The 22,975-nt window shown below is 48.0% G+C and carries 22 protein-coding genes; 6 read left to right on the forward strand and 16 right to left on the reverse strand.

Annotation, left to right across the window (positions count from 1 at the left end; translation table 11 throughout):
* Nucleotides 1–1,276: 1,276 nt before the first annotated feature.
* Both GON05_RS22280 and fucU read right to left on the reverse strand, forming a co-directional pair.
* The gene (locus tag GON05_RS22280) at nucleotides 1,277–3,067 is read right to left on the reverse strand and encodes an L-fucose isomerase (protein ID WP_157321877.1); all 1,791 of its coding nucleotides are present in this window, start codon (nucleotides 3,065–3,067) and stop codon (nucleotides 1,277–1,279) included.
* Nucleotides 3,068–3,150: 83 nt separating this feature from the next.
* Complete coding sequence (gene fucU, locus GON05_RS22285) at nucleotides 3,151–3,576, reverse strand: L-fucose mutarotase (protein WP_157321878.1); 426 nt, start codon at nucleotides 3,574–3,576, stop codon at nucleotides 3,151–3,153.
* Nucleotides 3,577–3,697: 121 nt separating this feature from the next.
* On the opposite strand from fucU, the gene GON05_RS22290 reads away from it, so the two are divergent.
* Both GON05_RS22290 and GON05_RS22295 read left to right on the forward strand, forming a co-directional pair.
* Entirely contained in the window at nucleotides 3,698–4,705 is a 1,008-nt protein-coding gene (locus GON05_RS22290) for a LacI family DNA-binding transcriptional regulator (RefSeq protein WP_157321880.1), read from the forward strand.
* Between the two features lie 13 nt (nucleotides 4,706–4,718).
* Complete coding sequence (locus tag GON05_RS22295; protein ID WP_246239283.1) at nucleotides 4,719–5,192, forward strand: hypothetical protein; 474 nt, start codon at nucleotides 4,719–4,721, stop codon at nucleotides 5,190–5,192.
* Nucleotides 5,193–5,498: 306 nt separating this feature from the next.
* Here the strand turns inward: GON05_RS22295 and GON05_RS22300 are convergent, their stop codons facing one another.
* The 7 genes from GON05_RS22300 to GON05_RS22330 form a co-directional block, all read right to left on the reverse strand.
* Entirely contained in the window at nucleotides 5,499–6,008 is a 510-nt protein-coding gene (locus tag GON05_RS22300) for a hypothetical protein (RefSeq protein WP_127450038.1), read from the reverse strand.
* A gap of 87 nt (nucleotides 6,009–6,095) precedes the next feature.
* The gene (locus tag GON05_RS22305; protein WP_246239284.1) at nucleotides 6,096–6,938 is read right to left on the reverse strand and encodes an SDR family oxidoreductase; all 843 of its coding nucleotides are present in this window, start codon (nucleotides 6,936–6,938) and stop codon (nucleotides 6,096–6,098) included.
* Nucleotides 6,939–7,125: 187 nt separating this feature from the next.
* The gene (locus GON05_RS22310; RefSeq protein WP_157321883.1) at nucleotides 7,126–8,928 is read right to left on the reverse strand and encodes a CBM96 family carbohydrate-binding protein; all 1,803 of its coding nucleotides are present in this window, start codon (nucleotides 8,926–8,928) and stop codon (nucleotides 7,126–7,128) included.
* 201 nt (nucleotides 8,929–9,129) lie between these two features.
* Nucleotides 9,130–10,038 (reverse strand): AraC family transcriptional regulator, encoded by a 909-nt coding sequence (locus tag GON05_RS22315; protein ID WP_157321885.1) that lies wholly within the window; start codon nucleotides 10,036–10,038, stop codon nucleotides 9,130–9,132.
* Between the two features lie 127 nt (nucleotides 10,039–10,165).
* A complete protein-coding gene (gene tatA, locus GON05_RS22320; protein WP_157321887.1) occupies nucleotides 10,166–10,378 on the reverse strand; it encodes a twin-arginine translocase TatA/TatE family subunit in 213 nt (70 codons plus the stop codon).
* A 20-nt stretch (nucleotides 10,379–10,398) separates the two neighbouring features.
* The gene (locus GON05_RS22325) at nucleotides 10,399–10,959 is read right to left on the reverse strand and encodes a RidA family protein (RefSeq protein WP_127450048.1); all 561 of its coding nucleotides are present in this window, start codon (nucleotides 10,957–10,959) and stop codon (nucleotides 10,399–10,401) included.
* Between the two features lie 20 nt (nucleotides 10,960–10,979).
* On the reverse strand, nucleotides 10,980–12,587 hold the full coding sequence (locus GON05_RS22330) for a flavin monoamine oxidase family protein (RefSeq protein ID WP_157321889.1): 1,608 nt from the start codon (nucleotides 12,585–12,587) through the stop codon (nucleotides 10,980–10,982).
* A gap of 231 nt (nucleotides 12,588–12,818) precedes the next feature.
* On the opposite strand from GON05_RS22330, the gene GON05_RS22335 reads away from it, so the two are divergent.
* The 3 genes from GON05_RS22335 (at nucleotide 12,819) to GON05_RS22345 (ending at nucleotide 14,802) form a co-directional block, all read left to right on the forward strand.
* Entirely contained in the window at nucleotides 12,819–13,046 is a 228-nt protein-coding gene (locus tag GON05_RS22335; protein WP_127450523.1) for a MerR family transcriptional regulator, read from the forward strand.
* 28 nt (nucleotides 13,047–13,074) lie between these two features.
* The gene (gene tatC, locus GON05_RS22340) at nucleotides 13,075–13,833 is read left to right on the forward strand and encodes a twin-arginine translocase subunit TatC (protein WP_157321891.1); all 759 of its coding nucleotides are present in this window, start codon (nucleotides 13,075–13,077) and stop codon (nucleotides 13,831–13,833) included.
* Between the two features lie 81 nt (nucleotides 13,834–13,914).
* Nucleotides 13,915–14,802, forward strand: a complete 888-nt coding sequence (locus tag GON05_RS22345; protein ID WP_157321893.1) for a LysR family transcriptional regulator — start codon at nucleotides 13,915–13,917, stop codon at nucleotides 14,800–14,802.
* On the opposite strand, the gene GON05_RS22350 is transcribed toward GON05_RS22345, so the two are convergent.
* Complete coding sequence (locus GON05_RS22350) at nucleotides 14,786–16,117, reverse strand: amino acid permease (protein WP_157321895.1); 1,332 nt, start codon at nucleotides 16,115–16,117, stop codon at nucleotides 14,786–14,788. The genes GON05_RS22345 and GON05_RS22350 overlap by 17 nt on opposite strands.
* A 424-nt stretch (nucleotides 16,118–16,541) precedes the next feature.
* On the opposite strand from GON05_RS22350, the gene GON05_RS22355 reads away from it, so the two are divergent.
* Nucleotides 16,542–16,814, forward strand: a complete 273-nt coding sequence (locus GON05_RS22355; protein WP_181646173.1) for a hypothetical protein — start codon at nucleotides 16,542–16,544, stop codon at nucleotides 16,812–16,814.
* Nucleotides 16,815–16,875: 61 nt separating this feature from the next.
* On the opposite strand, the gene GON05_RS22360 is transcribed toward GON05_RS22355, so the two are convergent.
* From GON05_RS22360 to GON05_RS22385, 6 genes are all read right to left on the reverse strand, one after another.
* Entirely contained in the window at nucleotides 16,876–17,853 is a 978-nt protein-coding gene (locus GON05_RS22360) for an ROK family protein (protein WP_157321899.1), read from the reverse strand.
* 16 nt (nucleotides 17,854–17,869) lie between these two features.
* A complete protein-coding gene (locus GON05_RS22365) occupies nucleotides 17,870–18,553 on the reverse strand; it encodes an N-acetylmannosamine-6-phosphate 2-epimerase (RefSeq protein WP_309491766.1) in 684 nt (227 codons plus the stop codon).
* The gene (locus GON05_RS22370) at nucleotides 18,550–19,476 is read right to left on the reverse strand and encodes a dihydrodipicolinate synthase family protein (protein WP_157321901.1); all 927 of its coding nucleotides are present in this window, start codon (nucleotides 19,474–19,476) and stop codon (nucleotides 18,550–18,552) included. Before GON05_RS22370 ends, GON05_RS22365 begins: the two co-directional genes overlap by 4 nt.
* 55 nt (nucleotides 19,477–19,531) lie before the next feature.
* Complete coding sequence (locus GON05_RS22375) at nucleotides 19,532–20,425, reverse strand: carbohydrate ABC transporter permease (RefSeq protein WP_157321903.1); 894 nt, start codon at nucleotides 20,423–20,425, stop codon at nucleotides 19,532–19,534.
* A gap of 9 nt (nucleotides 20,426–20,434) precedes the next feature.
* Nucleotides 20,435–21,331 (reverse strand): carbohydrate ABC transporter permease, encoded by an 897-nt coding sequence (locus GON05_RS22380; protein ID WP_157321905.1) that lies wholly within the window; start codon nucleotides 21,329–21,331, stop codon nucleotides 20,435–20,437.
* 75 nt (nucleotides 21,332–21,406) lie between these two features.
* Nucleotides 21,407–22,792: an ABC transporter substrate-binding protein gene (locus GON05_RS22385; protein WP_157321907.1), complete on the reverse strand. Its 1,386-nt coding sequence runs from the start codon at nucleotides 22,790–22,792 to the stop codon at nucleotides 21,407–21,409.
* Nucleotides 22,793–22,975: the final 183 nt, after the last annotated feature.

Genomic DNA, 22,975 nt, shown 5'->3' on the forward strand with positions numbered 1-22,975 from the left:
ATTTTATTGTACAACAATTGGCTTTCCTATGGTTTTTATTACGTTTATTGTGTCGGATGTAACTATGTGCAACTTGTCATAAATCCTCGGAAGTCTGAGTACTCGAAACCAAAGTGCGGGAACCTGAGTACGGAAACCTAGTACGGGAAAATAATTGCCATAAACCCCTACGTTTGAGCACAGGGAGGGAATTGGATATGGGGTTCCAACCGTTTCTTGAAATCGTGTTTCTTTTGAATTTATATTTATGGTTCGAACACGATTTCAAATACGGGCGCTACGCTTTTCCACCCCATATCCATTCCCTTTTTGTTCTACTTGGAGTTGACTGCTGCTGCTAAGTCTTCATACTTATACACTACTTTAATTTCCATTAGATGAGCTCCAATGAATTGAGCATGCAGTCGTCGCGCTAGTATAACCATTACATTGCTTCACTTCACATCACATCGAATCACCAATGCAGCACTAGCACTAGCACAAGCAATCTACAATTAAACACTATTTATCGCTCATCACCATTTCTCATTACTCCACGATTCTTCACTAGCAAAAGCAATCTACAATTAATCACTATTTATTGCTCATCACCCTTTCTCATTACTCCACGACACATCATTCGAACGCTGATTTCACCAGCACTAACACTCAACTCCTCCGAAAGTCGCTCATAGCTCGCTCTTAAACTAGCATAAACAATCGAGGGGCTCGATTGCCCCTCTTAATATCTCTGCCGGCTCTGGCCAGCCGCAGATGGGAACTACAGGGTGCTATTTCTGCGAAATGCGCCTTTTTCATAAAGAAAGGGAACTGTGGGGCGCTATTTCAAGGTATTCGGCGGAAAATCCGCCCAAGACCTTAAAATAGTGCCCTGTAGTTCCCCTGCAACAGCTCTATCGCCGCTTTTCTGCGAAATAGCGGCTTGTAGTTCCTCTAAGGTGGCTTCGAAGCCACCTTAGCTCTTTTCTTGAGGTTGCACGCCTCAAGATGCATCATCTGAGCGTTGATTTCATCAGCGCTCACACTTAACCCCTCCGAAAGTCGCAGAAAACGCGCTCTTAAACTAGCCTAAACAAATGAGAGAGGCGATTGCCCCTCTCAAATTATCCCATCGGCTAAGCCCTGCCGCAGACGCCCAGCCCCCCAAACACCAATAAACCCGCCCCCATCAAATACCGATGAGAACGGGTTTTCTGCTGCTAGCCCCGAAATCGACGACCAGCATATTCTAAGGGTGTGTACTAAGTGCACTAACGAGGCGGCACCTCAATTCCTCTTACTTGTACAAAGGACCAAAGGAGCTGCAAGCCCTGAAATCCGCACCTTCCGGGTCGGACGTTCCGAAATTACTCCAAACACGCGGACGGAAAATTTGCTCTTTGGCCACGTTATGCATGGAAACCGGAATTCTCAAAATCGCCGCTAACGTGATCAAATCTGCGCCGATGTGGCCGTAGCTGATAGAACCATGGTTCGAACCCCAGTTATCCATAACCGAGTACACATCCGTGAATGACCCTTCACCTGTCAAAATCGGAGCAAACCAAGTTGTCGGCCACGTTGAATCCGTACGATCGTCCAATGTCTTATGAACATCTTCAGGCAGATCCACGGAGTAACCTTCGGCCAATTGCAGGACAGGTCCCAAGCCCTTCACAAGGTTGATTCGGGACATCGTTACTGGCATTCCACCTTTGGTAAGGAAGTCTGACGAGTACCCGCCTCCGCGGAAATATTCGAGGGAAGCCGGGCGCCAAGATGTCGCTTTCAGACATTTGCCCACTTCTTCATCGGTAATTTCCCAGTAAGGTTTCATGGCAGGCTGACCGTCACGCGACTGCTCACCTGTACCGTCGAGTGCTGCTGGACCCGAGTTGATTAAGTGAAGTATGCCGTCTTTTGCTGCACCGCTTAATGTGTGCCCTGTCACCCGTTTAACGGAGTCAGGACTCCAGTATGTTCTTACATCTGCAAAAATTTGCGCCGTGTTCGACAAAAGATTACCGAAAAGCATCGCAACCCCGTTAAGGCTGTCGTTTTCGGTAGCAACCAAATAAGGCGCACGTTTGCCGTTCCAGTCAAAGGATGTGTTCAAAATCGCTTCCATGAAGTCGCCGTTCGGGAAATGATCCGTCCAGTGGCGTTGGCCTTGGAAGCCGGAAAGGATCGCGTTGTGACCAAGCGCTTCTTCTCCAAATTCAAGATCGGCCAGGCGCGGATTGCCTATCATTAAGTCCCTGACGATCATGGACATTTTCACAACGGTCTCCCAGTCTTGATCTTTTCTTTCACGTGTTGTTTGGATGGCAGCTGGATTATTATCAGGCCCTTCTGCGCAATTCTCCTTGACCCAGTTTAGCGCCAATTGGTACTCTTCCGGATCAAAAATTTCCTCCTCTATGCGGCGAACCAGCTCCGACATATCAACATATTCGTTGCGCATACCCAGGTAGTTCTGAAATAACTCCTCATTCACGATTGAACCCGCAATCCCCATGGAAACGGAGCCGATCGCCAAGTACGATTTGCCTTTCATGTAAGCGGCTGCAAGACCGGCTTTAGAAAAACGGAGCAATTTCTCCTGAACGTCTTGAGGAATGTCCGCTGAACCGGCATCCTGCACATCTTTTCCGTAAATACCGAAGGCAGGAATCCCTTTTTGTGCGTGACCAGATAAAACTGCCGCCAAATAAACAGCGCCGGGACGCTCTGTACCGTTAAAGCCCCAAATCGCTTTCGGTGTGGACGGATCCATATCCATTGTTTCTGTTCCGTAGCACCAACAAGGAGTAACCGTAATGGACACGCCTACGCCGGATTTCGAGAATTTGTTGGCTGCGGCTGCCGCTTCCGCTACCCCGCCAATGCAAGTGTCCGCAATGACACACTCAACAGGTTCGCCATTTGGATATTTCAAAGTTTCGCTCAATAGTGCCGCTACGGCTTTGGCCATGTTCATCGTTATTTCTTCCAGGGATTCGCGAATCCCTTTTCTTCTGCCGTCAATTGCTGGTCTGATCCCGATCTTCGGAAAATCCTGGTTCCATCTGTGATTGCTGCTTGCCATGTTTTTAACCTCCTCAGTAATGGGTTATTGAGATATATAAGGTTCTATCGCACGTCAACTTTTAGGGTTATCGATAATTCAGATTACGAACTAATGACACCTTTTTTCAAAATGACATTGGCGTATAAAGCTTTCTCGCTTGTTGCTACAATGGCATAAGCTTTCTTGGCTCTTTCATAAAAAGCAAACCGCTCAACATATTCAATCTCCGGTTTCATGTGCTTTTGAATGATTTCTTCGTATACGCCCCAGATCGGCGTTTCCACTTGATCACCGGGAACAACGGCCATTAAAGCTACCGGCTGTTCACTGTATGTATCCAGAGGGAATAACGATAAAACCGCTTCCAATAATTCCGGAACGCCATGGCCGTCGCAGCGAAGCAGACGATTCGCATGGCTTGCTGCCGGAAAGTTTCCATCCGCTAAAACAATTTCATCGCCATGGCCCATCTCCATCAATACCTTCAATAACTCAGGTGACAAAATGGGCGGTATTCCTTTTAGCATATTCAAACCCTCCTCCAAAAATGTGTGTTATCGATAACTCAAAATTATCAACTTTAAACCTTGCTGTCAATCTTTAATTTCTATACAATAGACAAATACATGAATGAAAAGGTGACGCTATTTGATTACAATTTATGATATCGCTGAAAAAGCCGGCGTTTCCGCAATGACCGTTTCCAGAGTTATCAATAACACGGGCCGCATCAGCGAAGCCACGCGCAAGCGTGTGAAGAAGGTTATGGAAGAACTTCACTATATTCCAAACTCGATGGCCCGCAGCCTCGTCCTTCAAAAGACGAAAATTCTGTCACTGCTCATAACAGATATTACGAACCCGTTTTATACAACACTCGCCCGCGGGGCTGAGGATGCCGCGCTTCGAGCCGGTTACCGGCTGTTGTTCGCAAATAGCGATGAGGACTACGCGAAGGAGAAAGGTTATGTCGATATGATGTTGTCTACCCGTGTGGACGGCGTCCTGTTCGCCCCTACCGGGGATCACTCGCTCGAGAATTTGCTGCAGCTGCAAAAACATAACATTCCTTTCGTCGTACTCGACCGTGAAATTCCGGGCATTGAAGCGGATCTCGTGCTTGGGGACAGCAAAGAAGGCGCAAGAAAGCTCGTAGAGCACTTGATTGAGCTCGGGCATCGCCGGATCGCCATGATTAACGGCTCCCCTGATGTATCTACCGCTCGTCTACGATATACAGGCTATCGCGAAGCTCATCTGCTCAGCGGACTCGCTGTCGAGGATTCGCTCGTGATTCACCGGAACTTCCGGGATTTTCAAGATGAATCTGCGCTTGATGCTCTGATCCATCACGAGAATCCGCCTACCGCCATTTTTGCAGCCAACAACATGCTGGCCATTGGCGCCGTTCAAGCCCTGAGAAAGCGCGGCCTTCAGGTTCCCAGCGATCTCTCGGTCGTTTGCTTCGATGGTTTCGGCCCCACCGATGCCTTAAATCCTTTTTTGACCGCAGCTTCACAGCCAGCCTATCAATTCGGCGCATTGGGCATGCAGCTGCTCATTGAGCGCATTGAAGGTGAAGCAACGCTGGAGCATCGGAAGATGATCCTGCCTTCGGAGCTGCTCATTCGTTCATCTTCGCAAGCTTTGGCGTGAGGCATCTGTAACGATGAGATACATCGTTACAGACGCGCTCCATCCGCGCGCGAATCCTGAGCGCGCGTTGTCGCCGACGAAGGTTCGCTGCCGCACTCCGCGACGATGCAAAATATCGCCGCATACTCTTACGCTTCACGCCCAGCAAAACCAACATGTTATCAAAGGAGATCATATGAACCCAACCGTTAAACAAGCCTTGCAAACGACCATCGACAACTGGAACGCCATGTCTGCCTCGCGTAACGATGAGCAGGAAGCGGTCGCGGACCAATTCCAGTCCTCTTTTTACCTATTCATCGATGTTTTCCGTGAATGGGTCCAAGCGTTAGAGCGGCGGCCGTTATCCATCGACGATCTGATGAATTTAGAGATGGTGCAGGACATCCTGGATATCCTCCCCGCGCGGCTCCACCTCAACTTTGAGACGGAAGCCGAGTTGATCATGGATAATGTCCTCCGAGTTGACGATGATAAATATGATTAAACCCGGCATCCGCTTGAGTACGGCGGCCAACGTTACTTACATTTAACGGAACTACAAGACGCTATTCTCTGGTAAAAAGGCGATTTGGCAGCGGAAACGGAACTACAGGGTTCTATTCCAACGAATTTGCCCCATTTTATCCAAAAACCTTAAAATAGTGCCCCACAGTTCCCTTACAATGTCGCAAATGGCCAATTACATCGATATAGCGCCCTGGAGTTCCGTTATCTACCTCATCTGCACGGCAAACAAAAAAAGCTGTCTCCGAAAGGTCCATCAGACCCACGAAGACAGCTTCATTCATGCCTAAACCGTTTTATCCACAAAAGCAACTTGGTTCTGCTCAGCAAATTTCTTCAATCTGCCCGCCATGGCCGCCACATCAAAACGATTCAACGTTCTATTGTACACCCAGCGCGGGGACTTGCCTTTCAAATGAATAACCACTTGTCCTGGTGCATACACGATCTCGTTAATGTTATCCGCACCCAGTACCAACTCTCTGGCAAATCCACGCTTCGACAAGCTCGTCTTACTCACCTTCAGATAAGGTCTGCGAATGAAATAAACGAACAAACCTACTACCATGTATGCGCAAGTTGTGTACCAATACATGGTGTCCCCACTCGTTTTAGTCAAAGTCAACAATAGAAAGACGGAAATCAGAACGAAAAACAAAGCTAACATAATACTTCTGCCCTTAAATACTTCAGCCCGATCAGGATCTGTCGAAATAGGGGCAATCCCTCTTTTGGACCTATCCTTATTGATTTTCTTAGCATTTTTACTGACCATTCGTTCCCACTTGCGAGACATTCATTTCACTCCTTGATTTTCTGCGTTCTGGACTCCCTGTCACTGTTGCTATCACTGTCACTACCTCTACCGCTACCACCGACATTGTTATTTCAACAATCGATGTAAGAGGCCTTCATACCATTTCCATGGCAAAAAACTCCTAGCCCAAAGCCCCATCTGCACACCGCGGCCAAGCGGATAACGAAGTTTCGCTCCCGGCTTGTCCACTAGCCGCGCGATTGCGTCTGCAACTTCCTGCGGATCGGGTGCGGTCATGGCCGCTTTCCGCGAATACGCCAGCACCCTGCCGAGCTGCTGCCAGTACGGCGATGTTTCCGTCGTATGAATAGCCTCGAAACCTTTTCGCCAAATCTCCGTGCGGTAGGCTCCCGGTTCAACCAGATGTACACGAATGCCAAACGGCAGCATTTCCAAACGAAGGGATTCGCTAAATCCCTCGATCGCGAACTTGGATGTGCTATATGGCGCATACCCGGGAAAGGCCGACAATCCGCTCACACTGCTCACATTGACGATACAGCCTGACTCGTTACCGCGCATGATCGGTAAAACGGCCTTGGTCGTTGCAATGACGCCAAACACATTTGTTTCCAGCTGGGATCGCCATGCTTCCATTGGTACATCTTCTACATAGCCGCCAACAGCGAAGCCGGCATTGTTAATCAGCACATCGATTCGTCCATACTTCTTCATGATAGCAGAAACAGCCTCTTCAATCGATGTCTGAATCGTTACATCTAAGCGCATGGTATCGATGGATGAGTTTACGCCTGCCTTTTTAGCTTGCAGCAACAAAGAATCGCCCCTGCTCAAGTCCCGCATCGTTGCGATCACATGATACCCTTTTTGAGCCAGCGCAATTGACGTTAATAAGCCGAAACCGCTGGATGCACCTGTCACCAGTGCGATTCCACGTGTACTCCCCATCGCCGCCCCGCCCCTCATCTAGCAATCACTACCCTACATAATCCCACACAAACCTCACAATGTCGATATGCAAAAGTGATGCAGCGAGAGCAATTATTCTCTTGCATGCCCATAACGCAGGCATTTTAACCCCTCTTCCCTTCAAACGAAAAGAAGCCCCACAACAGGGACTTCTCCTTCCTCACCATCATTTATTCACATTGGAGTTATACAAATTGCCTCCGCCCGTACGGGTGTCATTTTGTGCCGTCGTTCCCGTAGCAGCGCTTGTCGCATACACCACATAACCTGTTGAGCTGTCCAAATTCACCGTGTTATTGTTAAAAGCATTATTCGTACCTGTCGCATACTCCGTGCCATGGGTACGAACTTGGAACGCATCCACCACATTGGAGTTGCCGTTTCGGAACCCTTGATTATAGCGTACGATCGTATTTACACCTTTGATATCGATAAAACTGTCTGCACTGTTAGCTCCGCTTATACCGGTCCCGTTAAACGTACAGTACTCGATTATCGTCCCGCTCGCCCCTTCTTTAACGTCAATATGCTCAGCGGTAATCCCGCCGTCAAAATTCGTGTGTGAGATCACATTCCCTGTCACAACATGCTCATAATCCGAACTGGAATCCGAACCTACATAGGCTCCTTCACCGTAACCAGCTTGGTATTTGCCGGTATCATAGATCAAAGAATACTCCAGCGTGTTGTTCGAGCTGCCGTCACGGAAATGCACACCTTCGTCTCCCACATAATGAACTTCAACATTGTTAAGCAGATTGCGGTTTCCATTGTCAATGATGATTCCTTTTTGGGCATTGGTGATTTCAATATCCCGAATTTGCCAATAATCACCTGTCAGGTGAATGCCATAGGAACCATCGTTCACATTCACACCTTTGAGGATCGCTGGATTCGCGGCATCGCAGCTTTTCAAGATAATCGGATTGGCAGATGTTCCGCTTTTACCTGAGTAGAATAACCCCTGACCACCTGGGTCGCCGCTTGTCGATCGGCTGCCGATGTAAGTGCCCGGAGCAATAGAGATGACACTGCCTGCTGACGCATTCAGCATGGCATCCTGGATGGCAGCCGTTGTGTTCAGCGCATTCGTGCAGCCTGTCGGCGGCGTCCCTGCATTCGTTGTCGCGTTGATCGTGCTGCTCTGCGCCGAGGCATTGCCTGCGGCGTCTTTCGCTTTGACATAATAGCTGTATGTCGTTGAAGCCGTCAAACCGGTATCACTAGTCGAGGTGCCGCTCACGTTTTTCAGGAATGTGCCGTTGCGGTACACATCATAGCCCGTAACCCCCACATTGTCCGTGGATGCGTTCCAGCTTAAATTGATTTGCGAGCTGGAAGCCGCTGATCCTGTCAAACCTGAAGGCGCAGTTGGCGCCTGCGTATCTCCGCCCCCGCCGGCACTGCCGCTAACGACAACAAGCTGAGGTTTATTCGCCGCGTTTTCACTGCTGTTGAGGGTTGTGTACTTACCAACACTTTCCTGGAGCGCAAAAGAAACAACGCCATCCCCTGCAGCTTGCGCAGTCACATAGGAGGTCACATCAATTTCGTTATAAGTATTTGTCGTATTGATTGAAACACTGCCAGCCGAACTGCCAATTGCAGGTTTGTTGTTCCAGGTCAGCGCCGTCTGCGTCCAACTGTCAGCTGTTTGATAAGCAGATAGAACCGTTGCTGCTGACGCGCTCCCGTACACGCGCAATTTGGCGCTTGTCACACCGGTTAGACCACTTAGATCAAACTTAAGATACGAGTAGCGAGATGCGCTTGCATCATTTTTGACATACAAGGAAGTCGCTGTCCCATAATTGGAATCTCCGTTACTTTGATGAACGTAAGCGTCATCAGACGGAGCGAGCGTCGACGTTGCGGCACTTGCGAACGATGGCAGCGCCATCAGCATCCAAGATGAGAGCAGAACCGCAGCCCATGTTTTCCCTGCATGTTTGCGAACGATTGTAACCATTACACCATTCCTCCTAAATGTTTAAATCTTCTCCTCGTTGCCCAGATGACCAGCGGTAGATTAGCAGCAGACAGGTTCACACGCTCCTCTTTTCCACACATTCTTACCAACTTGGCAACGCTTACATATGAAAGTATAAAAGATTGCCAGACTGGCATGTGTCCATTTATTGTCTAGAAGTTGCACTGTGTTGCGGTATTTTTAAAGCTGCAGACGGTATGTCTTCGGAGTGATCCCCAGCACTGTTTTAAACACCCGGCAGAAATAAGACCCATTCAAAAAGCCGACTTCCTGCGCGATGAAACCGGCCGTTTTATTCGTCGTTTCGAGCAGCAAACAAGCCTCTTTTAGCCTGCGTGCCACGATAAATTCTGTAATGGAACTGCCCGTAGACTGCCGAAAAGTATGAGACAAGTAATAGGTGGATAAGTGCAAATCCTCGGACATCCGATTTAAATCGAATTTCTCTTTATAGTGAAGTTCAATCCATTCGATCATCTGTATGGCGGTATGGGAATAACGTGGTCTGAGCTTGTCTTCAAGACCGCTATACAGCTTTTTCCTAACAGGCTCAATCCCCTGAAGAATGGCTAAAAGCGATAAAACGAACTCTTCCTCCTGTTTATGAAGGAGCGTACGCGCCAATTTCTCGTGGAGTCGCTCAAATAAAGCTGCCACATGCTGCTGCTCCCCAATAGCCTGACATTGTAATGGCTGCTTCCAGAGGATATTGAACCACTGGCGTATTCCGCTGAAAGCGAGCAGCGCTGCATCCAGCTTATAGGGATCAAACATGAGGATGGAGCGGACGAACGGCCCCTTGATTTGCAGCCGATGCAATTGAAATGGCTGAAACACCAACAGCGTGCCAGGCTCAACAGGGAAAACCTGCTTATTCACCTCGACATGGCCATGCCCCTCGTAGACATACAGAAATTCCATGCAAGGATGAGCATGGTAAATTTCCCATGTGGGCTTTCGGCTGATCTTGTAATGGTTCAGGTGAAACGGTTCTTTTCTCACATCGACATTCGTGCTTAGCTTCAATCGCGATCCCTCCAACAGATGGAATGAAATGGCAGCTTTTTGCGTGAGCACACTATACCACATCCAGCCTTCCTGCAATTGTGTAAAACCTAGGTTTGCCAGTGTTTTTTATAGGCAAAAAAACCTGCACTTGCTCCCTCGCAAATGAGGAGGATCGCAGGTACAGGTTTCTTTTATTCACGTCGTCAAGTTAAGCCTTTGCTTTATCAAGCATTTTATCATCCTTCTCGATGTGGTCAGCTGTTTCTTTGCCTTCGGAAACAAGCTCCCTCGCCGAGCTCTTAAACTCATGCAGCGTACGTCCAACAGCGCGTCCCAGCTCCGGAAGCTTGGAAGGCCCGAATAGTACCAGCACAACAACTAAGATTAACATAAGACCTGGAAACCCGATATTTTGCAGCATAGATCATCAACTCCGTTTCATTAGTCTTGGTTATGATGTTTCGGATATACCGCTACCGCTTCGATTTCGATCAACCAGTCAGAGCTGACGAGGCCTGCTACGCCAACTGTGGAACGCGCCGGTTTCACAGGATTGGCTTCCGTCCCGAAGAATTGGGCATAAGCATCAAACCAGCCTTGATAGTCAAACTTATTCTCTTTGGCGGCATCGGCTGTTACATAGACACGCAGATAAGCGACATCGGCAAGCGTTAAGCCTTTTTCCTTCAATTGTTTTTCAATTTCCTTCAGAATACCGATACCTTGCGTTTTGGTATCCCCGTAACGCTCATAAACGGTTTTGCCATCCTTATTAATAACCGGCGGCACCGTACCGCTTGTAAACAAATAGGAAGAACCGGCCGGGACGGATACGCCCGCAGAAATCGAAGAACTCGGATTGCCGTAGAACTCGACTTCATTAATAGGCTCTGCTGCGTATTTATTGGTCTTTTCAGCTCCTGCCGCATAAGCGCTCACACAAATGAGGCATGAACCTATTGTGGCAGCTGCTATGGTTTTCACTTTTTTAGTTAAGATCATCGTTCATCGCTCCTCTTTGTCTACTCTTTCATGACGCGCTCATGAATCTCGGTGACCACTTTTCTAGCAGACTCGATAGCTCCTGCTTGCCAAGCGGTAATATAGCTGATGTGCTCTCCCGCCAAATAAATGCGGCCGTCCGGCTTACATAACGTCGGATAGTAGTTTTTACGGTCATCCGCCGTATAGGACGCCCATCCGCCCAAATTATACTTGATCTTCTTCCAGTCAATGGAGAACGAAGCTTCGAACTCTTTATAATATTGCGGATGGATTTTGGCACCTTGGCTTAACGCATAATCTTCGCGCTGGGCCGGCGTCATTTTGCCGAGTTTATCCGCATTTCCGCCGAACGCGTAGTACCCGAGCAGAAGCCCTTTTTTCGCAAAATAGTCGGTAGGCGGGTAATAAATGCTGGAAATATCCATATTCGTCAATGTACTTCCACCGTAGATGAATTCATCTTCCTCCCAGAAACGGCGTTTGAATTGAAGACCGATTTTACCTGCAGATGCGTAAGCAATCTTGGAAATCGCCGTCCTCATTTCAGCGGAGAAATCAGCCTTAATATTAGTGAGAACAGGGAGCGGAATGGTGCAGATACAGTAGTCTCCTGAAATCTCTTTACCGGCACCCGTGTTCAAATCTTTATACAGAATAGTTACACCTTCGGATGATTGTTTAATTTCTTGCACTTCGGAATGGAAAACAATTTTATCGCTGACACGCTTCTCGAAGGCTTTAGCAATCATATCCATACCGCCAACCGGGTGGAACATCATCATTTGTTGGTCATAGGAATATTCACTGCTAAAAAATTGCCCAAAACCGGAATTAATGATGGCCTTTAAGCTAAAAGGGTCTTTCCGAACGCCGGAGTCGAATTTACCGCCCGGTTCCTCGGTGTAGCCGGCCCGCTCCGAACCTTTGTAGAACAGATCCGCATTAAGGTCTCCCTCGGATTTCAAGTATGCGACGAGCTTCGCTTTCTCTTCTGTTGTTAGAGGAAGATCCAGTGCCTTCTGATTCACTGCCTTCGCCAACATCTCGGCAACATACCCTCTTACATCCGCTTTGGCCTGGCGCTTCGGAATTTTCACACCCGATAATTCGCCAACATTTTCATTATAATAATAGCCACTTTCGTTCACATTGTTAAAAGGCTCGATCGCTACGCCGAATTTACGGGCATAATCCAAAGTCACATGAAACTGTGGAATCCGCATCGGCCCTGCGTTAAAATACATCCCATTATCAAAGCGGGCCACTTGCTTGGTACCGCCAATTTCCGTGACCGACGTTCCTCTGCGAACCGACCACGCTCTACCACCCGCACGAGCTCTAGCTTCTAGAATGGTGCATTGATACCCCGCATTACCTAATTCATAGGCAGCTGTTAAACCTGCAATCCCTCCGCCTAAAATGATGACTTTCTTACCATTGCGATTGGTAGATGTGAGATCCCAGCCTGAAGGAGGCGTATAGTCGGCTGCTTTCATTGTCTCTGGGGATAACAAACCTAATGTACCCATTACACTGAAAAGTGCGGCTGACCCTCCTACTTTTCCGACTGTGGTCAAAAATTGTCTACGTGTAATTTGATCTTCTTTGATCGGTGTCTTCTCCATGCTCCCATCTCCTCGTTCGTGTTTGGATAAACCGCACCTTAAACATACCAACGGAAAATGGTTAAGTCATTAGTTTATGTAAGATAACATTACATAAATTAAACTTATACTAGGATAAAAAGGGATTATTTGATCTGTTTTTACCAAAATGATAGAGTTTACTTATGTTTACGTCACCTATATGTTAGTTTAACTTACATAATTGGAGGTTGGATAACGATGATAACGAAGATGACGCAAAAGAAAGTGATACAAATCGGAGTGGTCAGTGAATTAACCGGATTATCAGAAAGGCAAATTCGCTACTACGAGGATCGGAAGCTTATTTTTCCGGAGAGAAGCAAAGGCGGCGTTCGCAAATATTCATTTGAGGATATTCAAATGATTATGGACATTCATACGAAAATGTCGGACGGCTTCCACACCCTTGAGCTCAAGCGCATGCTGGCAGGTTCGTAAGGCAAACTGAGAGTTGGAGGCGCCTTCTATGCAATTAAAAGAAATGATGTCATTGGTTGACCATTTATCTGAACTCCGAACCCGCATTATTCGAATTTTGGTCGTGCTGGTTCTTACAATGATCGGCGGCTTTTTCGCAGCACAGAAAATTCTCCTTTACTTTAAAGACACACCACCGGCCTCTACGATGAGTTGGCATGTGTTCTCTCCCATGGATGGCATTCGCATCTATATGATGATTGCTTTCGTCATTTCGCTTACGATCACGCTGCCTTTCATCCTTTTTCAATTATGGGGCTTCGTGAAAGCAGGTCTTACGAAGGAAGAACAAAGCGCAACGCTTCGCTATATTCCTTATACCTTTCTCTGCTTTATCATCGGCCTTTCCTTTGCTTACTTTGTCGTTTTCCCCATGTGTATGACATTTACTGTGCGCATCACGGAAAACCTTGGTTTAACCCAAACGTATGGCGTTGCTCAATATTTCGGCTTTATGCTGAACATTATTCTCCCTTTATCCATTGCGTTCGAATTGCCGATCGTCGTGATGTTCCTGACGCGAATCAAGCTGCTCAACCCGAAGCTGCTGCACAAATTTCGCCGGTACGCCTACCTCGTTCTCGTCATCACGGCCAGCCTCATTTCACCGCCTGATCTTATTTCACACCTGATGGTTGCCGTGCCCTTGTTTGCTTTATATGAAATCAGTGTCGTGCTTTCCCGCTTCGTGTTTAACGCGCAAATCCGCGAAAGCAGTAAACTAAGCGCAGAACTTCCTTCTTATTAAAATAGGCCTTCATTATCATTGCCTTCCCTTGATGTATGGGATATATTTACACCAAGATATCCTACAGGGGCAGGGTGAATTATGCGTATCGAACAACTGCTGTATATGATTGAAATCAACCAAACAGGTTCTATATCGCTTGCAGCTGAGAAGCTGCATGTTTCCCAACCGAATATTTCACAAGCCATCGTCTCTTTAGAGGAGGAACTTGGCGTGAAACTTTTTAATCGATCCCGTTTTGGTGCCGCACCTACCGTGGAAGGCAAGCTAATCATCAGTAAAGCAGAAGAAATCATTAGCAAAGTAGAGGAGCTTCGGGAGTCTGTCAGTCATCATGACAAAGAACTCTCTGGGCTCCTCTCCATTGCGTCCATACCCAGCCTGTGCTTAAGCGTTCTCCCAGGAGCGTTAGCGGTTTTCAAAGAAAAACACCCTGAGGTTGAGCTAGAGATGCTTGAGCTGGATTACCAGCAGATCAAACAAGAGGTTCTTTCCGGCAATGTTGACATGGGGTTAATCGCTTTGTCCAAACAGCACGAAGAGAACAATAAACAATTAACAGTGGAAAAGCTGATGGATAACCGGGTCATGGCGTGTGTAGGCAAAAATTCACCATTTGCTCATCGGACAAGCATTTCCATTGAGGAACTGGCGAATCAACCTATTCTGCTCAATTCTGAACACTTAATTGAAAAGCTCCGAAAATACGGGGAACCGAATATTTTATTCAAACTCGGCAACTCGGAAGCAGCAAAACGCGTGATCGCCGAGGGGATTGCGATTGGCTTTTATACCGAACTCGGCTTGAAATATGACCCCTATATTCTTACAGGCAACACGATTGCCCTGGAGATCACCGGAGAAGACATGGATGTCACCTTCTGCTCCATAAGATTAAGAAATCGGCATCAGTCCATCGCATCCAGAGAATTTGCCAAAGAATTAAAAGCGATTATTGCGTTAAATTAATTTCTAAGCGAACATCTTTTCGTCTGCCAACAATTTTCACATAAAGGATCGAAGCAATGAACAGCAGGACATTCCCAACAATTAATGGCGTTGACAACCGGCTTAGCAGCAAATAACCCTGGTACACTAGTAAAATAACAGCCACGGTGACAATGATATATAGCAAGGTTGGTTTCATGGTGAAGGGAGCTTTACGGTAAAGCTCTGGATGTTTGCGTGGCAGTTGGAGAGCCGAGAGGACAGGAAAAATGCTGGAAAAAAGCAGGATGCCGACACCAAGCTGAGAAATCGTCGTTAAGGATACGCCCGTCACGATCGGTATGACGCCGAGTAAATAATAGAACGTCAGCAGCCAGTGCGGCGTACCGAATCTGCGATTGACGGCGCCGAATGCGGCAGGAAGCCAACCGTCCCGACAGGCGACCAGCATTCCTCTCGTCACCCAAGAAAAGGTCACATTCAGGGTTGAAGCTAGTGCGAACATAGCTCCCCCAACGATAAAAAACAAAAACAACGGATGGGGCAATATCGTTCTGGCCACATCAGCAAGCGACTCTCCCGCAACCTCGCTAACCGGCAAAACACCAGTCGCCACAATGCCAATGCCAATGTACAACAGTGCCACGATACCACTGCTAATCAGTATGGCAAGCGGAATATCCCGATGAGGGCGTTTCATCTCCCCTCCCATTTCAACAACCGCATAAGCGCCGCCGGAAGCGAAGGAGGTCATCCCTACAGCCGTTAGCAACCCCGTCCAGCCACCTGGCATCATCTCCTTCGGATGAAACACCGAGTAATCAACTTCCGTCACTCCCCACACAATGAAAACGAGCAGCGAAAGCAGTTTGATCACAACCAGCAATTTGCCCAAAGATGACATGAATTTTACACCGAACAAATTAATCAGATAGAAAAATGTGAGAATGATGAAGGCAACCAGCATAATTGGCGCCTCTGGCAAAAGTCCTTGTAAATATTGAGCAAATGAGATGGCATACACCGCTATCGTCAAATGACCGAAAGTGAATAAAAGCAGATAAACAAACCCTGCATTCGGAGACAGCAATCGGCTTGTGTACGTGTACATACCTCCTGTTGTTGGCAGAACAGACCCTAGTACCGCAAGTGGAATCGTAATAATAAGCATAAAAATCGAGGAAAGCAAGAAAGCAAGCGGCACCCCCGTCCCGGTTAAGCCAATGGCGATCCCGGTAATGGACATAATGCCTGCACCAATGATTTGACCAATTGCAATGCCAATTGCGTCTTTTAACCCTAATACCTTTTTTAAATCCGCTGCTTCATTCGCCACAATGACAACCCCCTCACAACTGTATTCACAAAGTTAACAACCCAATTCTTCATGCAGCCGACATTCCCTGCTTATTTTCTGAATATTTATTTTTTTTGTAATCCGGCATAAATCTACCCTGCAGCTGCATAGTTAATATAGTTGCTTATTACTGAAAGCCGCATGAAACTTTTACAGAAAATCATTTTTACTTGGGAAGGGAAGTTGATTTCGTATTCTTACACTTGAGAAAATCGAACACATTGAGGTTGGCTGTACAAATCCGCAGGACGCCATCATTATTCGCCTGTTGGTCGAGGGCATTGAGGCCCACGAAATCGTTTATTTAAAAAAGAGCTCCTTAGACGCCAAGAAGCAGCTGCTTACTGTCACCGACGCCTTCGGTGCCAAAAGACAGGTACACGTATCCAAACGTTGTGTTGACTTGTTTCAAAAGGCTATCCTCCAAACGCAATATGTCGCTCACCTCGGCCATCCAACCAAACAAAAGATCACCGATCTACGCAGCAGTGACGACCTGATCAAAGTCAGCATGGACGATTTCATCGCAAACCGGTGTCTGATTACCCAGATGGATTGCGTACTTTTAAGAACGATTTATATGCGTCTTCGGCAGTTAGCGGAAAGGTTTGCGACGCCGGAGCTTACATATTTAACTACGACCAGGCTAGAGATTAAACAAGCGGCACATGCTTAACATGAAAAAGAGGCCCTAGGGCCTCTTTTTTTAAACCGTCTGTCGATAACTGCATTCAATCCTATGAAGTCGCAGGATCCGCATACTCCCACACCTGCAAAGCAGCCCCAATCATTCCGCTCCAGTTCCCACGATAAGCCCTCTCGATCCTGACCCCATCATGCATGGACGGCATGGTTCTAGCAGCCACCTCTTTCTTTATGGCATCCAGGAATCTATCGCCAGCTTCAGCAACGCCGCCGCCAATAATGATTAACTCCGGATTAAAGATATGAACAAGCGACGCCAACGCTGAGCCGAGGGCTGCAATCGTTTCCTCCATAACTTCCGATGCCACACGGTCGCCAGACTGCCAGCGCGAGAAAACCTCCCGCGAATCAATAACAACCGAAGCCTCACCTACTGCAACCAGTTTCTGCATCATTCTGCGAGCGATATTGGTGCCTGACGCATACTGCTCCAGGCAGCCTCTCCCCCCACATAAGCAAGGCGCTCCGTTCCAATCCACCGAGAGATGGCCTAATTCCCCGCCTGCGCCCCAGGAGCCATGCACAAGATGGCCATCAACAACAACGGCGCCGCCGACTCCTGTCCCCAGCGCCAAGCACAGGAAATGACGAACTCCTTTACCTGCGCCAAGGTATTTCTCCGTCAAGGCCAGGACATTCACGTCATTGTCCACTGTAACGGGCAGCTGAAAATGCGCCTGCAGCAATACCTTTAGCGGTGTTCCGGCATAACCCGGGAGCAGCTCAGAGGCGGACCGAACTTGCCCGGACGCCCAGTCGATTTGTCCTGCGCTGCCAACACCGATTCCTTTATATCGGCAACCTGGTTTGACGGCCTCAACCTCGGAGAGCAAGCTCTGAATCGTCTGCGTGACACGGTCTTTAGTATTTACTTGCCCTGCCAACGTCGGCAAACTAACTGTCGTCAAGACCTCGCCACTAGAGTTGACTACACCCGCATTCATTTTCGTGCCGCCGATGTCAACGCCGATGGCATAATCCGAATGAGGATCAAATAGGACTGATTCCATAACTTCTCCCCCTGCCCTATCCTCGGCTCATCGCCTTGATATAGCGAGCCGTAATCAGTTGCGGCCGGGTAATCGCGCTGCCGACAACGACGTTGGCCGCTCCGCATTCCAGCGCTTTCGCAGCCTCTTCCGGCGTCCAGATCCGCCCTTCAGCGACAACCGGAATCTTAACTGCCTCACTTAGCTGCTGCAGCAATTCAAAATCCGGCTCATCCGACTGCCGGCTGTAAAAGGTGTACCCCGAAAGCGTGGTGCCAATCAAGTCCACACCAAGCCGCTCTGCAGCAATCCCCTCTTCCAGTGTGGAAACATCCGCCATGACCGCTGCACCCATCTTGCGGGCTAGAGCAATCAATGGCTTTACGGCTTCCAGACGGCCCTCTCGATCCGTCACATCAAGCGCCACGACGTCCGCACCGGCCAAAACAATCGCTTGCACTTCATTTATCGTAGGCGTAATGAAAATATCCGAGCCGGCGATATCCCGTTTGATCAAGCCGATAACCGGCACAGACACTTCCTGCTTAATGGCCAAAATGTCGAGCACGCCATTCGTCCGAATGCCGACTGCGCCTGCTTCCACAGCAGCTCTCGCCATTTTGGCCATCGTATCTCCGCCCCGCAGCGGTTCATGAGGCAGCGCCTGGCAAGATACGATCAAGCCTTTTGCAGGGAACAGCTCACCTGATCTCTGTGTCACAGCCCTTCTCCTTTCACTTGCGCAGCAAAACCTAGAATTCGCTCATTTAACGCGTGAATACGAGGCAGATCCGTTTCAGCAACCGGCAGCAGCGGCATTCTCGGCTCACCTGTGTCATAGCCACGCAGCTTCAAAATCGCTTTGCAGGCGCCATACAAAGATGGGAATGACAATAAATCCACGATCAATGCATTCACAATAAACTGCCATTTCAATGCCTCCGCCATCTTCCCTTGCGCATAACAATTCTCAATGTGGAGGAAAAGCTCCGGCATAACGCCATATGTACCGCCAATGCCACCATCTGCGCCAATGCTTCTGCCGGCCAAATATTGTTCATCCGGCCCGTTGAGAACGAGGAAATCTTCGCCACCAGCCGCCTTGAACTGCTGCAGCTCGAATGTGCTCTCTGCGGAGATTTTGACGCCGATGACTTTTTCTTGGGCTGCCATTTTGGAGAGCAGGCCCACGGATAACTGAAAGCCCGTCGTTTGCGGGATATGATAGATGATAAAAGGCAGTTCCGTGCTATCGATGATCGCCTGCCAATGCGCCTCTACGCTCGGCGCTGACAGTCGGTAATAAATGGCCGGAACAGCGGAAACCGCGTGCGCTCCAATTTTCTCCGCATGAATGGCAAGCTCCACGCTATCACGCGTAGCAGGTGCACCGACATGCGCGATGACCGTCAGTTCATTGCCGACTTCGGCGACAACGGCTTCCAGCATCAGCTTGCGTTCAATCACAGATTGCAGCATACCTTCGCCGGAACTGCCGCCGACATACAAGCCTTTGACGCCTGAATCGGCGTAATACCTAGCTAAACGGCGAGCTGCTGCCAAATCAATTTCACCCGAAACGTCATAACAAGAATACATCGCAATTATAATCCCTCTAAATCTATCTAAATTGTAGGATTTCATGCTGCATTTACCTCCGGTTTTCTAGGAATTTCGACTTTCTATACTATCCCTTTATTTATCCTTTTACGGCACCCATTGTAATACCCTGTGTGAATGCTTTTTGGAACACCAGGAAAATGGCAATCATAGGAACGGAGGCAAGTGCAGCCCCGGCCATAAGTACACCGTAATTCGTCATAAACTCACTCTGCGTCGTCATCATAGACACACCTAACGGCAATGTCATCATCGTCGTCGAGCGGATCATAATGAGCTGGCTGAAATAATCGTTCCATGATGCTATGAATGTGAAGATGGCAAGCGCACCGAGTGCGGGTTTGAGCAAGGGTAAAATAATCGTGGAGAACAAGCGGATTTCCGAACAACCGTCCATTTTGGCCGCTTCCATCAATTCTCCTGGAATGGTCTGAGCGAACTGCTTCATCAGGAACACACCGAAAGGCCAGCCGATCGCCGGCAAAATAAGCCCATAATACGTATTAACCCAACCAAAATCCGCCAACATCGTAAAAAGCGGAACGAGAATAACTTGCTTCGGCAGCGCCATCGCCGCGATGAACATCGTAAAAATAATTCTCCGTCCAGGGAAAAGCTTCTTCGCAAGCACATAGCCGGCCGTCGAAGAAACGAGGCAAACCGCAATCATTTCCACGATAGAGATAATGAAACTGTTCAGCGTCCAACGCCAAATCGGGTTCTTAAACAATTCAAGCCAATTGCTGAGCGTCGGTTGAAGCGGAAACCATTCAGGAGGTATCGCTGTGGCGACCGTCTGAATTTTGAATGCACCGGTCATGATCCAATAGAAGGGAAAAATAAATACAATCGTAGAAAGAATTAAAAGCACGGTGGAGACCACTTTCGTCGGCGTCCATGTACGTTTTTTTCCGGTGTATCGCTGTTTTCTGACACTGCCGGTGTGTGCGTGCACATGTGTATTTGCTGTCATGATGACCTCCTAGTACTCAACATCGCTGCCAAAATATTTGAATTGAATCACGGATATGATGCCAATTACGATCGCCAATATAATGCCCATGGCGGAAGCAAGGCCGAAATGCCCGAGCATAAAAGCTTGCTCGTACACGCCATACATAACCGTCGATGTGCTGTAAACCGGACCGCCCGAGGTTAACAGCTGAATTAATGCGAAACACTGGAACGTGTTAATCGTCGTAATGACAATCACATACAGATTCGTCGGCATGAGCATCGGCCATACGATTTTGGTGAAAATTTGCCACGGGGTTGCACGATCAATCTCCGCTGCTTCGATATAGGAGGTAGGGATGTTGCCCAGTGAAGCGACATACAAAATGATGGGCTGTCCGACAGACGTTGTAATCAAAACAGCAATGATCGCGAGCAGCGCAGTTCTTGTATCGCCTAACCACGATATCGGATCGAAACCGAATAAACCGATGATATAATTCAAAATTCCATAGTTGGGATGATAAATCCACCCCCACACGACTGTAATACTGACAACCGAGGATACGGCAGGCAAGTAAAATACACCACGGAAAAACGACCTGGAAAACTCTTTCATTTTATAAATATTGACGGCTACAAAGATAGAAAATACGATGACGATCGGCACCGCAATAACAACCAACAAAATCGTATTTCGCATGGACTTCAGAAATGTTTCGTTATGCATCAAGGAAACGTAGTTATCTAAGCCAATAAAATCAAAAGTTCTCAAAGAATAATCAAAAAAGCTGATGTAAATACCTTTTAGCATCGGATATGCGACAAAAATCAGAAAAAATCCAAACGCTGGAAGTAAAAAGAGATAGCTCATCAGCCAGTCGCGCAGGACCATATTTCTCGATTTGCTAACCGTTGCTTCCATTCCCTTTTCCCCATTTCTCGTGTTTAGTGCAGGAGCAGCGCCGCTTGCTGCGCTGCTCCTCCTGCCTATTGCTGCTTATTTTTGAACTTGCGCTTTCGCTTTGGCAATGGCCTCATTGGCTTTGGCCGCAAAGGCGTCCAGCGCCTCTTTCCCCGTTGCCGTTCCTGTCAATGCGCGCTGCAGCTCAGGGAACCAGAACGTGCGGATTTCTGCATAACCGTCTGCAATTGTCGGAGGATCTGTGATAAATTGACGCGCCAAGTCCGCGTATTTATACTCAGGGTCGTCATACAAGCCGGTTACCGACGTACGTGCGGATAGACCACCGGTTTGAATGACGTTCTTTTTGCCCCAAACGGGATCATTGACAACGAAATCGATAAATTTCTTGGAAGCTGCAATTTTGTCAGCATTCCCGTTGTTGAAAATCGCGAGCCCCCCAAGGAACGGCTCAAGCTTAGGTTTCGAACCATCCAACGTCGGGAATGGAAGCAAAATATCCTCGAACGGCACTTTTTTATTCGCTACGTTTTGCGCTTTCAATACCGGCGAGTAGTTCAGGGTAAAGGCCAGCTTCCCTTGTAAAAACAAGTCATTGACGTCAGACGCCGCCAGTGAGGCTGCTCCCGCTACACTAATTTTGTCTTTGGTTGCTTTGACAACCCAATCCAGCGCCTTCCCGGCATTCTCGGTATTGATCGCAACTTTCGAGTTATCCTCGGATAGGAATCTTGAAACCCCCATGTTAGCCAAATAGGCGCGAGTGCCTTGATCACCTGCCGTGCTTTTCGCGAAGAAGCCTGTTGGAATCATATCCGGCGCTTTCTCTTTCACAGCCTGCAGCGCCTTTTCGTATTCCGCTACCGTCCACGTTCTGTCCGGTTTGTTCAGCGGAAGCAGATCGAGCGCGCCGATTTTCTCAAACACGGTTTTGTTCACAGCCATCATGAACGGTCCCGTATTTAGCGGATACATGACGATCTGATCGCCGACGGTCGATTGCTTCCAGAAAGCCGGTGCAATGTCATTTTTAACTTCCGGGGTCACCATGTCGTTTAAAGGCGCGAGCAGTTTCTTCTTGCCCCAATCGATAATACGTCCGGGAGCATCATAAATGACGTCAGGCGCCGTGTTGGACGCAATCGCAACATTCAGCTTTTGCGGGCCTCCATCGAACGTAATCATTTCCAGATTGACTTTTATTTCCGGATACTTTTGATTAAATGCAGCAATGATTTGTTTCTCGTATTTGCCAACTTCACCGTCCAACGTTTGGAAGTTGGGAAAGTTCCACCATGTAATTTCGACAGGCTTAGCTGCCGCTTGAGTCGCTGCAGGCTTTGACGCGTCCGGCGTTGAGGCCGGTTTACTTCCCTCGGAATTACTGGTGCACGCAACCAATTGGGATCCTACTAGCGCTACGCCTAAAACGGTCATCAGCCCTTTTTTCATTGCTCTCATCTAAGTACCCCCATTATCGTTATAGGAACGAATGATTTCGCTTTCATTCCTTGCTCTAAGCATAAAACATATCCATCCGTGGCAAAATCCCACTGGTTTTACATCTATGGTCGTATTCTGACCTATTTGCTTTTCGATCTTTTTCAAACACGTTTTGTAGCGATTTTAGTATATAATTTAGAA

The sequence above is a fragment of the Paenibacillus anseongensis genome, assembly GCF_009757995.1.
Classification (GTDB): domain Bacteria; phylum Bacillota; class Bacilli; order Paenibacillales; family NBRC-103111; genus Paenibacillus_E; species Paenibacillus_E chondroitinus.